The organism is Streptomyces pactum, from assembly GCF_016031615.1.
Classification (GTDB): domain Bacteria; phylum Actinomycetota; class Actinomycetes; order Streptomycetales; family Streptomycetaceae; genus Streptomyces; species Streptomyces pactus.
Genome location: NZ_JACYXC010000001.1, coordinates 2,670,166 through 2,685,565 on the forward strand (window position 1 = coordinate 2,670,166; position 15,400 = coordinate 2,685,565).

Genomic DNA, 15,400 nt, shown 5'->3' on the forward strand with positions numbered 1-15,400 from the left:
TTCCCTCCCCCCGACCCCCCATGGAAGGTGGTGGGGGCATCTTTTCCCGCGACGGAGGAGGCACCGACGGTGGGCGGTACCGCACGACGGCACACGGACGCGGAACCGGCACCACCGGCACCCCCCGGCGCGCCGGCCGAACGCCGCGGCCCGGTCGTCGCCGCCCTGATGCTCGGCATGGCGCTCGCCGCCCTGGACGCCACGATCATCTCCACCGCCGTCCCGCAGATCGTCGGCGACCTGGGCGGCTTCGCGGTCTTCTCCTGGCTGTTCTCCGGCTACCTGCTCGCCGTCACGGTGACCCTGCCGGTGTACGGCAAGCTCTCCGACACCTTCGGCCGCAAACCCGTGCTCATCACCGGCATCGTGATCTTCCTCGCCGGCTCCCTGCTGTGCGCCGCCGCCTGGAACATGGCCGCCCTCATCGCCTTCCGCGTCGTCCAGGGCCTGGGCGGCGGAGCCCTCCAGGGCACCGTGCAGACCATCGCCGCCGACCTCTACCCGCTCCGGGAACGCCCCCGCATCCAGGCCCGGCTCTCCTCGGTGTGGGCACTGTCCTCGGTCGCCGGCCCCGCCCTCGGCGGACTCCTCGCCGGCTACGCCGACTGGCGCTGGATCTTCCTGATCAACCTCCCGGTCGGCGCCCTCGCCCTGTGGCTGGTCGCCCGCCACCTGCGGGAACCGGCCCGCCCCCGGCCGCCGGCCGGGCAGCGGCCCCCGGTGGACCGGGCCGGCGCCCTGGGCGTCTTCGTCACCGGCGGACTGCTGCTCACCGCCCTGGTCCAGGGCGGGGTCGCCTGGCCCTGGCTCTCCGCGCCCTCACTGGCCCTGTTCGCCGGCGCCGCGTCCGCCGCCGCGCTGACCGTACGCGCCGAACGCCGCGCCGCCGAACCGATCATCCCCGGCTGGGTCTGGCGGCGGCGCACCATCGCCGCCGTCAACCTGGCCCTCGGCGCCCTGGGTCTGCTCATGATCGCCCCGACCGTCTTCCTGCCCACCTACGCCCAGACGGTGCTCGGGCTCGGCCCGGTCGCGGCCGGCTTCGTCCTGTCCGCGATGACCCTCAGCTGGCCGATCAGCGCCGCGCTGAGCGACCGCGTCTACAACCGCACCGGCTTCCGCCGGTGCGCGGCGCTGGGCATCTCGCTCGCCGCCGCCACCCTGCTCGCCTTCCCCCTCCTGCCCTACCCCGGCGCCGCCTGGCAGCCGGCCCTGCTGATGCTGGCGCTGGGCGCGGCGCTCGGCCTCTTCCAGCTCCCGCTGATCATCGCCGTGCAGTCCTCGGTGCAGTGGGCCGAACGCGGCACCGCCACCGCCTCCATCCTCTTCTGCCGCCAGGTCGGCCAGTGCGTGGGCGCGGCCCTGTTCGGCGCGGTCGCCAACCTCACCCTCGCCGGACGGCTGGCCGACGCCCCGGCGGAGATCCGCCCCGCGCTGCCGGACGACCTCGACGCGGTCTCGCACGCGCTGGAGAACCGCGACACCCTCGACGAACCGGCCGCCGCCTACCTGCGCCGCTCGGTCGATGCCGTCACCGACCACGTCTACCTCGGAGCGGCGGCAGCGGCGCTCCTCGCCCTCCTCGCCCTCCTCCTCCTGGCCCCCCCCGCCACTTCCCGGTACACCCGGAGGGGCGGGAGCCCCGAGAGGCGGGAGGGCCGGAAGCCCAGAGGAGGCGGAGGCCCAGGAGGGGCAGGGGAGCCCGGAGGGGCCGGCAGGCCCGGCGGGGACAGGGGAGGCCCGCAGGGCGGGGAAGGGCCCGAGGGGCCGGTACGCCCGGTGGGACAGGAAGGCAACGGCAGGCCGGTGGTGGGCCGACCGGACGCGGACGACGCACAAGCCTGACCCCCGCCGAGTGCACCCGCGGGAACCCGCACACAGACGCGAAGCCCCGCGGGCAGGCGCGGACCCGGCATCCACGCGCGGCAGCGCGATCCCACGCCCGCGCAAAGCGCCGCAGCGCGGCCGCACGACGCCGCCCCGCGCGCAGGCGCGCAGGTGCCCGCAGCGCGGCCGGCCGGGTCAGTCCTGTTCGCCGGTGGCCGGGCCCGGTACCCGCCCGGTGGGCGGGGTCCGGCGCTCACCGCCGGCCGTGGGCGGCGCGGCGGGCGGCGGCGGCACCGACGGCTGCCCGGCCGGCCCCTCGCCCCCGTCCGACGGCCCCGCCGCCGGCGGCCCGGCCGGGCCCACCGCACCATCCGACCCGGCCGGCCGGCCCGCACCGTCCGCCGCGTCCGGTTCCGCCGCCACCGCACGCCCGGTCACCGACGCCAGCCCGGCCCGCACCTGATCCAGGTGCGCCCGCAGCTCCTCCGCCCGCACCGCGTGCTCCCGCAGCGTCCGCTCGGTCTCCCGCTCCACCCGCTGCTGCTGCACCCGCGCCTGGGCGACGATCGCCGCCCCCTGCGCCTCCGCCTCCTCCAGCTGGTGCCGCGCCGCCTCCCCGGCCGCCGTGAACGCCCGCTCGGCTTCCGCCAGGGTCTGCCGTACCGCCTGCTCCCACTCCGCGAGCCGGGTCTCCGCCGCCACCTCCCGCTCGGCGATCTCCCGCTCCGCGGCCTCCCACTGCTCGGCGTGCTCCCGCTCCTGGGCGGCGAGCATCGCGGCGGTGCGCTCCCGCGCCTCCTCCAGCTCCGCCAGCGCCTCGGCCCGCAGCTCCCGCGCCGCACGCTGCGAGGAGGTCCGCAGCTCCTCGACGGCGGCCCGGGCCTCCTCACCCAGCCGCCGCTCCACCTCCGACGCCTCTGCGTCCAGCCGGCCGGCCTCCGCCGTCGCCGCCTCCCGCACCTCACGCGCCGCGGCCTCCGCGCTCTCCCGCAACCGCCCGGCCTCCCGCTCCGCCCCGTCCCGCAGCTCTGCGGCCTCCTCCTGGGCGACCGCGAGGATCAGCCGGGCCCGCTCCCCCAGCGACTCGTAGTTCTGCGGGGCCAGCTGGGCGACCACCTCCCGCAGCCGCTCCGCCTCCGCCGCCATCTCGTTCGCCAGCACGGTCAGCCGCGCCGCGCGCTCCCACGCCTCGTCCCGCTCCCGCGAGATCTCCGCCATCCGGCGGTCCACCTGCTCGGGACGGTAACCACGGCTGCCCAGTCCGACGACGGAGAAGCCATGAGGTGACACCGACGGACTCATCTCTCGGACCCCTTTGATACGGCGGCGATACGGCGGCAACGGGTACGACGGCAACACATGATCCGCGCACATCTTGGCGGGTCGGAGTGAAACGCCCATAACGCGACACTCCGCCACCTTCTCCGACCAAGGATGCGCCATAGGGAATCAGAACTCGCAAAAACCCCGATCCCACCCGTAACCAAGAAGACCCGGACGCACCAACGGAACGCACCCCCGACGACAAAAAGGCGCCCGACCGGTTTCCACCGGTCGGGCGCCTCTCCCACGGCCCCGGGGCCACCCACCGCTGCCACGCGGCGGGATCACCCCCTCACAACAGGCCGTCCCACATCTGCTCCAGCAACACCGCCCACCAGTTGTCCGGCGCCGCCACCGCCATCGGGTCCAGCGCCGCCAGCTGCGCCTGGAAATCCACCGTCCAGCGCCCCGCCTGCTCCGGCGTCAGCCCGTACCGCAACCGCCACATCCGGCCCAGCAGCGTCATGCACCGCACGAACTCCGGCAGCCCGGTGTTCACGAACTGCGGCGGCACCGGCCCGCCGCCCGGCCCGGCCTCGATCGGCACCGCCACGATGTTCGCCGTGCCGTACTGCACACACAGCTGACGCCCGAAGTCGTTCCCCATCACCAGGTACGAACCCGCGTCCGACGCCGGCTGCACACCCCGCTCCGCCGCCAGCTCCGCCAGCGTCGGCACCGGCCGGCCCGGCTGCGCCTGCGCCCAGAAGAACGGCCCGAAGTCCACCGGCAGCCCCACCCAGACCAGCGTCTGCGCGACCACCTCCGGCACCCCCATCCGGGACACCGCCCGCTGGTCGAACCGGAACACCCCCTGCGGCCCGAACGCCCCCAGCAGCTCCTGCGCCACCACCTCCAGCGGCGCCGGCGCCATCCGCTGCACCTGGCCCGGATGCGGCAGCGGCACCCGGTTCGGCGCCGGCCGCGCCGGCCCGTCCGCCACCTGGTGCAGCTCACCCTGGTGCTCGATCAGGTGCCGCACACCCTGCTGCCGGGTCGCGTGGTCCCGCCCGTACGGCGCGGTGTGACTGATCCGCACCTGCGGCCACGACTCCCGGATCATCCGGGCACAGTACCCACCCGGCAGATCACACGACTCCAGCTCGGTGTGCAGCTCCAGCACCTGCTGCGGCGGCACGTTCATCGCCCGCAGCTCGTGCAGGATCTGCCACTCCGGATGCGGGGTGCCCGGCGCCGAACGACGGATGATCTGCTGCTCCGAACCGTCCTGCGCGCGGTACCGGAGCACCGCCATGTACCCCGGCCCCACCGTGGGCAGACCCGACGGCTGCTGCGGATAACCGTACGGCGCGCCACCCGGCACCCCCGGAGCGCCCGGCCCCCCGGGAGCACCCGGCATGCCCGGCACCGGCTGGCCCGGCACACCCATCCCCGGAGGCATCCCCGCCCCCGGAGGTATCCCCGGCGCCCCCCGGCATCCCGGAGCGCCCGGCGCACCGGCGAACATCGTCGCGGCACCGTGCACCCCCCGGCGGCGGGGTACCGGGCGGCAGCAGCGGCGGCGTGTGCGGACCCGGACCCACCGGCCCCGGCACCCCCGGCGGCTGCGCACCCGGCTGCCCCGGCACACCGGGCACACCCGGCCCCGGCGGCGTACCCGGACCGCCGGCGAACATCGTCGCCGCGGCGTGTGCCCCGGGCGGTGCCCCAGGGCACACCAGGAGCACCGGGCACACCGGGAGCACCGGGCGGCTGCGGCTGATGAGGCACACCGGGAGCGCCCGGCGCACCCGGCGGCTGCGGACCGGGCTGACCCGGCTGACCGGACCCCGCGAACATCGTCGCGGCGGCATGCACCCCCGGCCAGAGCCCCCGGACCCCCCGGCTGCGCCCCGCCCGGACCGCCCGGAGCGCCCTCCGCGTCCAGCGCCGACACCAGCTGCGTGGGGACGTACCCGCCCGCCGGCGCTCCCGGCGCACCGGGACCCGACGGCGGCGGCGTGGGCGCCCCCTGCCCCGGCGCACCGGGAGCGCCGGGAGCACCGGGCATGCCGGGCGCACCCGGCGGCGGCACCGGCGGCGCGCCCGGCACATCGGCCCCACCGGCACCACCCGGCACCACACCAGGAGCACCAGAGGCACCGGGAGCACCCGGCGCCGCCGGGCCACCGGCCCCACCCGTATCCGCACTTCCGGACGCCCCCGCGCCCGGCAGATCCAGAGCCGGCGCGACAGCGGTCGGCGGCAGCGCACTCCCCCCGGACAGCAACTCCGTCTTGGCCTCCGGATGCACCCCCGGGCCGGGCACGTCCTCCTCGTCGAAACCGGACAGCGGCGGAGCCAGCACCGTCGCCGGCGGTTCCACCGACCGGTCCCCGTCATCCGCACCACTGTTCGCGTCCGCCCACGGCGTCGCACCCGCCGGCACACCCGCACCGCCCGCGACCGCACCACCGTCACCACCGGACCCGGACCCCGCACCCGGGCCGGAACCCGACCCGCGCCCGGCCGCACCCGAACCCCCGCCACCGGTGGCATCCCGGCCACCCGACCGGCGATCCGGAATACCCATCGCGTCCGCCGCCTCCTGCAACCACTCCGGCGGCGTCAGCAGGAACGAGGTCGCGTTGAGATCGATCCGCTGCGGCGGAGCCTCCGGCGCGGCACCCGCCGGCTCCTCCACCACCCCGTACACCTCCTCGTACCGGCGGATCACCTCACCCACCGGCAACGCCGGCCACAGCGTCGTCTCCCCGCTGTCCCGCGCGATGACCATCCGCGCCCCGTCCGCCGGATACCCCGACACCGGACCACCCTCGCGGTCCTCACCCCAGACCACGAACCCCAGGTCGAACTCCCGCACCCGCACCTCACGCTGCTGGTACGCGGGCACATCACCGTTGATCCACAGCTCCGCGCGCTGCTGCGCCTGCGCGAACGTCACCACCGCGCTCACCCCTCCACCGGAACGGCGTACGCGAAGCCGCCGTCCACCATCAGATGCGCCACCGTCTCCAGCTCCGGCGGATTCCCCGCCAGCCGCAGCAGAAAGGCGTCGAAGTCGTCACCGCACGGCAGCATCAGACGCTCCACCCGGTCGTGCACCGTCCAGCCGTCCCGGTCCCGGGCGTCGTCGTACGCGCAGAACCAGACCGAACCGATCCCCTCACCCTTCACCTTGACCGCTATCACCCCGCCCTGGACGAAACCGACGCCCAGGAAGTCCTTGGTGAAGTGGTCCCGCAGACACTTGTTGACGTACACCAGATCGTTGACGGCCGCCTCGTCACGCACCGTGAAGAACGGCTGGTCCACCAGCAGCCCCAGCTCCGGATCGAGCGCCGCACCCACCGGCGCACAACCACCCGCCGCCTTCAGGAACGCCCGGTACGAACCCGGCAACCGGTACCCCAGGTCCTCCTCGGCCCCCGCCACCTGCTCCTCGGTCACCGAGACACCCCGCTTGGGCAGACCGAAGTGCACCGGCTGCGTCTCCTGCAACGGCCGCGTGCCCCGCTTGTCCTGGTCGACCTGCGCGGTCGCCAGCCCGCCGTGATGCCGCAGCAACGCCTTCACCTCGACCGGCACCAGCTCCACCCGCCGCGTACCGGCCACGTGGTGCCAGGTCCAGCCGTGCGGCGTCGCCACCGAGGAGATGCCGTCCCACAACTCGTGACCCGCCGCGTGCAGAGCCGCGTTCGCCGACACGTAGTCCGTCAGCCGCAGCTCGTCCACCCCGAACCCCTCCGGCGGCTCCGCGATCTCGGCCGCCGCCCGGGCATAAGGAGAGAAATCCGGATAACCCCGCTCATCCACCCGCACCCCCCGAGGGAACCGGGCCGCCCGCACCGGATCCGGGAAATGCACGACCTGCCCGGCGTAGGCCGTGTTCGGTGGTGCGAACTGTCCCCCATCCGGGCGACTGGGAGGTGCCCCCAGCCCTGGCCGACCTGTCGTCATGGCGGTTCTGCCCCCTGCTCCTGCTGGCTGCTACGGACACACTATGCGGTGCCGGCACGCCTGACTCAGCCCCCGCACCCACCGTGACCGCGACCACCCCCACGACGCGCCGGGGGTGACCTGACTTCCGCACCGCCCGCCCCATTTGGCAGGCTGACCCCCGCAACAGGGGGATTGCGCGCGGAATGCGCAGGGAGGGAAGCAGGGCATGAAGACTACGGAGGGTCGCGGCGGCACAGCCGTGCCCGACCGGACCGGCGGAGACCCCCGGCTGAGTTGGAGCGACACCGGAACGGCGGACGGACCACCCGTACTCCGGCACCGCCGGGACGGCATCCTGCCCACCATCGCCGCAGCCCTCACCGTCCGCGGCGAAACACTCACCTGCACCGCCGGACGCGGCGACCGGCCACCCGCCCTCCACCCCCTGGTGCAGGACTTCTTCGACACCCTCGGCACCGCACAGCGCGAACGCTTCACCGGCCGCTGCCCCGAAGCGGTCCTCATCTCCCGCCACCTGCGCACCGTCGAGAGCAACCGCAGCAAACGCGCCGCCCGCAAACCACTCAGCCAGAGCGAGGCCCGCCGCTCGCTCAAGCAGGCCCGCATCACCGCCCGCCGCATCCGCGAGGAGGGCGACCCCGAACACGGCGGCTACGCACCGCCCTGCCGGTCCTGCACCGCACTCCTGGCCCACTTCGGCGTCCACAGCGTCACCGGCGCCGACCACACCACGGCGGACCGGAGCTGACCCATGCGCGCATTCGAACGAACCGCCGCCACCCGCTTCCCCGTCGCCGTGGACGCCGCACTCCGCGACGCCGGCTGGCAACCCGGCCGCTGGGACATAAGGCAGGCCGAGGTGTGGGCCGACGCACTCCGCGCCCACGAGTCACCCGCCGGCCACCGGCACAGCGTCTTCCCCTCCGCCGTGGAGGCCTGGGCCGAGTTCGGCGGACTCCGGGTACGCCCCTCCGGCACCGGCCGGCAGATCGCCCCCACCCCCTTCCTCATCGACCCGATGCGCGGCCTCCACCTCGCCCGCACCCTCTCCGACCTCGGCCGGGCGCTGGGCACCGACTTCGCCCCGCTCGGCGAGGAGACGGACGGACAGGCACTGCTCGCCATCGACGCCGAGGGCCGCGTCTACAGCCTCGACCACACCGGCGACTGGTACCTCGGCGCGGACATCGACGCAGCACTGACCACCCTGGTCACCGGCACCCTCCCGGCCCGCCTCACCCGCGCCTGAACCCCGGCGCCCGGCCCCGGCCCCGGGCGGGCGCCGGGGCCGGTCGCCGCGGGTCGGCGGCCGCGGGGCCGGTGGCCGCGGGGGCCCGGTGGCCGCGGGGCCGCCGCACGGCCGTACTGTCGCGAGGTCGTGCCACCGCGAGGCCGTGCCGTCGCCAGGTCGTGTTGTCGCGCGGCCGGCCCCACGAGGCACCGACCGGGCACGACGGAGCGGTGACACTTCGGCGCCGCCGACGCACACCGGCCCCGGGCCATCGCCCGAGCCCCACCGAACCCCGGGCGCACCCGGGCGCCCTGGGCCCCAGGGCGCGCGGCGGCCATCACACCCCGCACCACCCGCCGCACGACGCGCACGCACCGCCCGCCGTACGCCACACGCCCCCGGCACCCCGAGCGCACCCCGCGGCCCGGACCCCTCACACGCCGCCCGGCGCCGCCACACGGTCCGGTATCACCGCGGACACCCGGAAACCCCCCGCGTCGGTCGGCCCGGAGACGAACCCGCCCCCCAGCGTCGCCACCCGCTCCTTCATCCCCAGCAGTCCGTTGCCACCACTGGGCAGCCCGGCGTCCGCCGCACCACGCTCCGACGGCCCGTTCTCCACCAGCACCGCCACCTCCGCACTCCGCCGCGCCAGCCGCACCCGCGTGCGGGCCCCCGGCGCGTGCTTGTGCACATTGGTCAGCGCCTCCTGCACCACCCGGTACGCCGTCTGCTCCACCCGCGGCGCATAGCTCCGCTCGTCCCCCTCCACCGACAGCTCCACCACCATCCCCGCGGTCCGCGACTGCCCGACCAGCGCCTCCACCTCCGCCAGGCACGGCCCCCCGGCCGCCTCGTCCGCCGCCACCGACGCGGCCGCGGCCACCGACGCCAGCGGCGCCGACGCCCCCGCCGCACCCGGCCCCGCGGACCCCGCACCGCCCGCCGGCACGTCGTGCGACCGGAGCACCCCCAGCATGGTCCGCAGCTCGGTCAGCGCCTGCCGGCCCATGTCGCCCACGAGCGCCGCGTTCTTCGACGCCTTCTCCGGATCCTTCAGCGCCACCGCCTGGAGCGCCGCCGCGTGCACCACCATCAGGCTCACCCGGTGCGCCACCACGTCGTGCATCTCCCGCGCGATCCGGGTGCGCTCCTCGTTACGCGCCCACTCGGCCCGCTCCTCGGCCCGCTCGGCCAGCAGCGACAGCTCCCGCTCCAGCCCGTCCGCACGCTCCCGCAGGCTCTCCACCAGCCGCCGCCGCGCCCCCACGTACAACCCCAGAAGCACCGGCGGGGCGGTGACCCCCAGCGCCATCAGCGACGACACCAGCGGAGCCACCCAGACCGGCGGGTCCCAGCCGTCGCTCTCCATGTCCTGGTGGAAGCTGAGCATGGTGATGATCAGCGTGGCCACCACCGACATGCCCGCCAGCACCGCGGTGATCCGCCGGGGCACCTCCGACGCGGCCAGGGTGTACAGCCCCACCACCGCCAGCAGGAAACCCATCTCGGCCGGGGTCACCGCCACCGAGACCAGCACCACCGCGATCGGCCAGCGCCGCCGTACCAGCAGCGTCGATCCGACGACGACGCCCAGCGCCACCCCCAGCGCCACCGGCACCCCGGCGTCCCCCGCGAACGCCACGCCCTCCAGGCCGCACTCGGCCGCCGAGAGCACCGCCAGGGTGATGTCGAGCGCCGCACTCCGCCGCCGCGACCACCACCCCAGCCGTCTCCACGTGTGCGGCCCGCCCTGGTCGAGGGCTTCCCCCGTTCCGCTCATACGCACCAGACTACGTCCGGGCGCCACCGGTTTTCCCGGCGCACGGAGTCCCCCGGCGCATTCACATAAGCGGAACGTCACCACTTCGCTCGAACTGGTGAATCGCCCAGATTTTCGACCTCGGAGCCCGCGGCGAGCCCGATGCTGGGCCCATGGACGGAACACCACGACGCCGGGGCGGCGACGGGCTCGCCGGCCTCCTCAACGGCAGCACCGACTTCCACGCACTGCGCGCCCAGGCGGTCACCCTCCGCCGGGAGGGTCTGAGCCGCAGGCAGATCCGCGACCGCCTCAAGATCCACAACAACGAGCTGCTCAACCGGTTGCTGGAGGGCGAGCCACCACCGGAGTGGACCCGGCGCCCCAACGCCAAGGACGACCTGCGCGCCAAGGCGCGGGAGCTGCGCTCGCAGGGCATGACCTACGACCAGATCCAGCTGGAGCTGGGGTGCTCCAAGAGCTCCATCTCCCTGTGGGTGCGCGATCTGCCGAAGCCCGAGCCCCGCCACTCACCCGAGGAACGTCGCAGGCTGCTCCAGGAGGGACGGATGCGCCTGCACGCCGCCCGGGAGCAGGCACGACAGGAGACCAAGCGCGCGGCGGCCCACGCACTGGGCGAGCTGTCCCACCGGGAGCTGTTCCTCGTAGGGGTGGCCCTCTACTGGGCGGAGGGAGCGAAGGACAAGCCCTACCGCCGACGCGAGCACCTGCAGTTCGTGAACAGTGACCCCGACGTGATCCGGGTGTATCTGCGCTGGCTCGACCTGCTGGAGGTCCCTCCGGAACGCCGACGGTTCCGTGTCAGCATCCACGAGACCGCGGAGGTGTCGGCGGCGGAGCGCTTCTGGGCGGATCTGGTGGGCGTCGATGCGGCCGAATTCCAGCGCGCCACCCTCAAGAAACATCACGCCACAACCACACGCCGGAACACGGGCGACACCTACCGGGGCTGCCTCGTCGTGTCCGTCACCAGAAGCGCGGAGTTGTACCGTCGCATGGAGGGTGCTTGGTACGGCATAGTGGAGGGCGCCGAATCGGCGAACTAACCAGATGTCCGATTTAGCCCTTATTGCTATCCCCTGTGGTGTAATGGGTAGCACAGCGGCCTTTGGAGCCGTTTGTCAAGGTTCGAGTCCTTGCAGGGGAGCTTGTTCGTTCGGGTCCTGACCGACTAGGTCAGGACCCGCGCTCGTTACCCCTGTAAAACGCACCGGTATCCTGCGGGTGTCCACCCCCGAAGCCGAAGGGCACACCCGTGACCGCCAACCTTCCCCAAGTTCTCGGCTCCGCTCGAACGGGGGAGACCCCGCCGGCAGCGGTCGTCGTTCTGGCAGCGGGCGAGGGGACCCGCATGAAGTCCGCCACGCCCAAGGTCCTGCACACCCTCTGCGGCCGGTCGCTGGTCGGCCACGTGGTGGCCGCCGCGCGCGCCCTCGACCCGGAGCACCTGGTGGTCGTCGTGGGCCACGCCCGGGAGCAGGTCGCCGCACACCTCGCCGGGATCGACCCGGAGATCCGCACCGCCGTCCAGCACGAGCAGAACGGCACCGGGCACGCGGTCCGGATGGGCCTGGAGCAGCTGCGCGACACCGGGGTCGTCCTGGACGGCACGGTGATCGTGGTCTGCGGCGACACCCCGCTGCTCACCGGCGACACGCTCGCCGAGCTGGCGCGGGCGCACCACGCCGACGGCAACGCGGTGACGGTGCTCACCGCCGAGGTGCCGGACTCCACCGGTTACGGGCGGATCGTGCGGGGTGCGGACGGCGCGGTGACCGCGATCGTGGAGCACAAGGACGCCACCGAGGCGCAGCGTGCCATCCGGGAGATCAACTCCGGGGTGTTCGCGTTCGACGCGCAGTTGCTCACGGACGCGCTGGGCAAGGTGCGGACCGACAACAGCCAGGGTGAGGAGTACCTCACCGATGTGCTGGGGATCCTGCGGGAGGCCGGTCACCGGGTGGGTGCGGCGGTGGCGGCGGATCACCGGGAGATCGTGGGGATCAACAACCGGGTGCAGCTGGCGGAGGCGCGCGGGCTGCTGAACGAGCGGTTGCTGCGGCGGGCGATGCTCGACGGGGTGACCGTGGTGGACCCGGCCACCACCTGGGTGGATGTGACGGTCACGTTCGAGCAGGACGCGGTGGTGCACCCGGGGACGCAGTTGCTGGGGGCCACGCATGTGGGTGCCGGTGCCGAGGTGGGTCCGCACTCCCGGTTGCGGGACACCACGGTGGGTGCGGGTGCCACGGTGAGTTTCGCGGTGGCCGACGGTGCCTGGGTGGGTGAGTCGGCGAGTGTGGGTCCGTACGCCTATCTGCGGCCGGGGACGCGGCTGGGGACGAAGGCGAAGGCCGGCACGTATGTGGAGATGAAGAACGCGGACATCGGTGAGGGGACGAAGGTCCCGCACCTGTCGTACGTGGGTGACGCGACGATCGGTGAGTACACCAATATCGGCGCGGCCAGCGTGTTCGTGAACTACGACGGCGAGGCCAAGCACCACACGACGGTCGGGTCCCACTGCAAGACGGGGTCGGACAACATGTTTGTGGCTCCTGTCACGATCGGGGACGGCGCGTACACCGCGGCCGGCTCGGTCATCACCAAGGACGTCCCCCCGGGTTCGCTCGCTGTCGCCCGAGGCCAGCAGCGGAATATCGAGGGGTGGGTGGATCGCAAGCGTCCCGGCAGCGCCGCGGCGCAGGCCGCCCGGGCGGCTCGTGGCGAGGGCGACGAGCAGCAGTGACGTGCGCGGGCACGTCGCGTGTCGGCGTACCGTGGAGAAGCGCGCCGTAGCGCATCAAATAGCACATGAAGTGACATCCGAGGAGACTGTGCTGTGACCGGGATCAAGACGACCGGCGAGAAGAAGCTGATGCTCTTCTCCGGCCGCGCCCACCCCGAGCTGGCCGAGGAGGTCGCCCAGCAACTGGGCGTCAGCTTGGTCCCGACCAAGGCTTTCGACTTCGCCAACGGCGAGATCTATGTGCGCTTCGAGGAGTCCGCGCGTGGTGCGGACTGCTTCCTGATCCAGAGCCACACGGCTCCGATCAACAAGTGGATCATGGAACAGCTGATCATGATCGATGCGCTGAAGCGTGCGTCGGCGCGGAGCATCACGGTGATCGTGCCGTTCTACGGGTACGCGCGGCAGGACAAGAAGCACCGTGGGCGGGAGCCGATCTCGGCGCGTCTGATCGCGGATCTGCTGAAGGCGTCGGGTGCGGACCGGATTCTCACGGTGGACCTGCACACGGACCAGATCCAGGGCTTCTTCGACGGTCCGGTGGATCACCTGTTCGCGCTGCCGATCCTGGCGGACTACGTGGGTGCCAAGGTGGACCGGGAGAAGCTGACGGTGGTGTCGCCGGACGCGGGCCGGGTGCGGGTGGCGGACCGGTGGTGTGACCGGCTGGGTGCGCCGCTGGCGATCGTTCACAAGCGGCGTGATCCGGATGTGGCGAACCAGGTGACGGTGCACGAGGTGGTCGGTGATGTGAAGGGCCGGGTGTGTGTCCTGGTCGATGACATGATCGACACCGGTGGCACGATCTGTGCGGCGGCGGAGGCGCTGTTCGCCAATGGTGCGGAGGACGTCATCGTGACGGCGACGCACGGGGTGCTGTCGGGTCCGGCGGCGGACCGGCTGAAGAATTCGAAGGTGAGCGAGTTCGTGTTCACCAACACGCTGCCCACGCCGGGGGAGCTGGAGCTGGACAAGGTGACGGTGCTGTCGATGGCGCCGACGATCGCGCGTGCGGTGCGTGAGGTGTTCGAGGACGGCTCGGTGACGAGCCTGTTCGAGGCGTAGAGGCGCAGGACGGTTGTGATGTCCGGCTTAGGGTTCGGGCCGCGCGAGCGGCGGGGCGCGTCGGGGGGCGGTGTGCGCCGGGGGTCACCGGTTTCGGTGGCGTCCGGGGGCGTGTCCGGCGTCCGTGACGTGGGCCGGGGTCCGCTGGTGCCGCCTTCGGCGGCGTGGTGGGTCGTCGGGTTCGGTTGAGGCCACTCCTTCGGGGGTGGCCTCAGTCGTGTCCGGGGGGTGCGGAGGGCGTCGATGGCGATGCGGGCGGTGGTGCCGATGACGGCGTCGGCGGCGGGGAGGGTGGCGGCGGTGGAGGCGGCGCGGGTGAAGACGGCGACGGCGTAGCGGCCGCCGTCAGGGGTATTCGACGACGCCGGCTTCGTGGCGGAGGGTGGGGAGGGTGCCGGTTTTTCCGGAGACGCGGACGTCGTCGAAGGGGAAGCCGGAGGCGAGGCGGTGGTGCCAGGTCTGGAGGCCGAGGGTGTGGCGGAGGGCGGTGGCGGTGGGGCCGTCGCAGACTTCGTCGCGCCAGATGGCGGCGAGCAGGGTGGCGATGTCGCGGGGGGGTGCTGCGGTTGGTGTGTTGGGGGTGGAGCACGCTGAGCCGGGCGACGGTGGCGGGGTCGGTGAGGGCGGTGGGGCCGTGGTCGCCGGCGTCGTGGGCCATCCGGGCGTAGAGGTCGCGCATGGGGTGGACGGCGATGGTGTGGGTGAGGCCGAGTTCGGCCATGGTGGCGTTGACGGTGTCCTGGCCGAGGTGGTCCCAGAGGGTGTCGGCGGCGGCGCTGTCGCTGACGGCGATGGTGAGGGCGGCCAGGTCGCGCAGGGAGAGCCGGGCGGGGTCGTGCATGACGGAGAGTCCGGTGGAGCCGGGGGTGCGGGGGGTGGCGGGGATGTCGATGGGGGGGTGGTGAGGTCGAGGCGGCCTTGTGCGGCGTGCCGGTAGAGGGTGGCGACGAGGCAGAGTTTGTGGAGGCTGGCGGTGGGGGCGGGGGGTGTCGGGGTGGATGCCGATGTCGGTGCCGTTGTCGATGTCGGTGGCGTAGAGCTGGCCGGTGACGCCGGCGGTGCTGAACGCGGTGCGGATGCGGTGGTGGGGGGTCGGAGGGTGGGGTCGGGGTCACTGGGGGAACTCCGATGCGGGGCGGGGGTGGACGGTGGGGCGGGGTGGTGTGGGGTGCATGCCGGCGTGGTGGCGCAGGACGTGGTGGGCGGTGCGGGTGAAGAGGCGGATGGCGGGGCTGTCGCGGCCTTGGGGCCAGGCGACGGAGGTGCGCCAGGTGAGGGGGTTGCCGGTGAGGGGGCGCCAGACGGTGCCGGGTGCGGGTGGGGTGCGGGGCAGGAGGGCGATGGCGGCGCCGGAGAGGACGAGGGCGTGGGTGAAGTCGTCGCCGGTGGCTTCGTGGACGGTGGTGGGGGGTGCAGCCGTGGCGGGCGCAGGTGGTGAGGGTTTCGTCGTGGAGGGCGGGGGGCGTGGTGGCGGGGGAAGAGGACGAGGTCGCGTCCG

The 15,400-nt window shown here is 73.7% G+C and carries 8 protein-coding genes, 1 tRNA gene and 3 pseudogenes; 7 read left to right on the forward strand and 5 right to left on the reverse strand.

Translation table 11 applies throughout. The annotated features are described in order from the left end of the window. Window positions 1-69: 69 nt before the first annotated feature. Window positions 70-1,649, forward strand: a pseudogene (locus IHE55_RS10380) (MFS transporter); the annotation flags it as partial. A gap of 373 nt (window positions 1,650-2,022) precedes the next feature. On the opposite strand, the gene IHE55_RS10385 reads toward IHE55_RS10380, so the two are convergent. The 3 genes and pseudogenes from IHE55_RS10385 to IHE55_RS10395 all read right to left on the reverse strand — a co-directional run bounded on the left by IHE55_RS10385 (window position 2,023) and on the right by IHE55_RS10395 (window position 7,071). Next, window positions 2,023-3,129 (reverse strand): coiled-coil domain-containing protein, encoded by a 1,107-nt coding sequence (locus IHE55_RS10385; RefSeq protein WP_307826602.1) that lies wholly within the window; start codon window positions 3,127-3,129, stop codon window positions 2,023-2,025. A gap of 313 nt (window positions 3,130-3,442) precedes the next feature. After that, window positions 3,443-6,058 (reverse strand): annotated as a pseudogene (locus IHE55_RS32235) (SUKH-4 family immunity protein). A 5-nt stretch (window positions 6,059-6,063) separates the two neighbouring features. Further along, window positions 6,064-7,071, reverse strand: coding sequence for an SMI1/KNR4 family protein (locus tag IHE55_RS10395; protein WP_197988768.1), 1,008 nt, complete (start codon window positions 7,069-7,071; stop codon window positions 6,064-6,066). Between the two features lie 208 nt (window positions 7,072-7,279). Between IHE55_RS10395 and IHE55_RS10400 the strand changes: the two genes are divergently transcribed. Further along, window positions 7,280-7,822, forward strand: coding sequence for a YwqJ-related putative deaminase (locus IHE55_RS10400; protein WP_197988769.1), 543 nt, complete (start codon window positions 7,280-7,282; stop codon window positions 7,820-7,822). Window positions 7,823-7,825: 3 nt separating this feature from the next. Next, window positions 7,826-8,323 carry an SUKH-3 domain-containing protein gene (locus tag IHE55_RS10405; protein WP_197988770.1) on the forward strand — a complete coding sequence of 166 codons (498 nt, stop codon included), beginning with the start codon at window positions 7,826-7,828 and terminating at the stop codon, window positions 8,321-8,323. Between the two features lie 415 nt (window positions 8,324-8,738). On the opposite strand, the gene IHE55_RS10410 is transcribed toward IHE55_RS10405, so the two are convergent. Then, entirely contained in the window at window positions 8,739-10,088 is a 1,350-nt protein-coding gene (locus tag IHE55_RS10410; protein WP_197988771.1) for a sensor histidine kinase, read from the reverse strand. Between the two features lie 152 nt (window positions 10,089-10,240). On the opposite strand from IHE55_RS10410, the gene IHE55_RS10415 reads away from it, so the two are divergent. The 4 genes from IHE55_RS10415 (at window position 10,241) to IHE55_RS10430 (ending at window position 13,902) form a co-directional block, all read left to right on the forward strand. Further along, window positions 10,241-11,134 carry a hypothetical protein gene (locus tag IHE55_RS10415; RefSeq protein WP_232265519.1) on the forward strand — a complete coding sequence of 298 codons (894 nt, stop codon included), beginning with the start codon at window positions 10,241-10,243 and terminating at the stop codon, window positions 11,132-11,134. Between the two features lie 29 nt (window positions 11,135-11,163). After that, window positions 11,164-11,235: transfer RNA gene (locus IHE55_RS10420), tRNA-Gln, on the forward strand. Between the two features lie 108 nt (window positions 11,236-11,343). Further along, entirely contained in the window at window positions 11,344-12,837 is a 1,494-nt protein-coding gene (gene glmU, locus IHE55_RS10425) for a bifunctional UDP-N-acetylglucosamine diphosphorylase/glucosamine-1-phosphate N-acetyltransferase GlmU (RefSeq protein ID WP_197988772.1), read from the forward strand. 93 nt (window positions 12,838-12,930) lie between these two features. After that, the gene (locus IHE55_RS10430; protein ID WP_197988773.1) at window positions 12,931-13,902 is read left to right on the forward strand and encodes a ribose-phosphate diphosphokinase; all 972 of its coding nucleotides are present in this window, start codon (window positions 12,931-12,933) and stop codon (window positions 13,900-13,902) included. A 224-nt stretch (window positions 13,903-14,126) separates the two neighbouring features. Here IHE55_RS10430 and IHE55_RS32240 read toward each other — a convergent pair. Further along, window positions 14,127-14,980, reverse strand: a pseudogene (locus tag IHE55_RS32240) (serine hydrolase); the annotation flags it as partial. Between the last annotated feature and the right edge of the window lie 420 nt (window positions 14,981-15,400).

Bases quoted from the DNA above. Each gene is read 5' to 3' on its own strand.
- IHE55_RS10385 (WP_307826602.1), bottom strand. From the start codon at position 3,129: ATGAGTCCGTCGGTGTCACCTCATGGCTTCTCCGTCGTCGGACTGGGC.
- IHE55_RS10395 (WP_197988768.1), bottom strand. From the start codon at position 7,071: ATGACGACAGGTCGGCCAGGGCTGGGGGCACCTCCCAGTCGCCCGGAT.
- IHE55_RS10400 (WP_197988769.1), top strand. From the start codon at position 7,280: ATGAAGACTACGGAGGGTCGCGGCGGCACAGCCGTGCCCGACCGGACC.
- IHE55_RS10405 (WP_197988770.1), top strand. From the start codon at position 7,826: ATGCGCGCATTCGAACGAACCGCCGCCACCCGCTTCCCCGTCGCCGTG.
- IHE55_RS10410 (WP_197988771.1), bottom strand. From the start codon at position 10,088: ATGAGCGGAACGGGGGAAGCCCTCGACCAGGGCGGGCCGCACACGTGG.
- IHE55_RS10415 (WP_232265519.1), top strand. From the start codon at position 10,241: ATGGACGGAACACCACGACGCCGGGGCGGCGACGGGCTCGCCGGCCTC.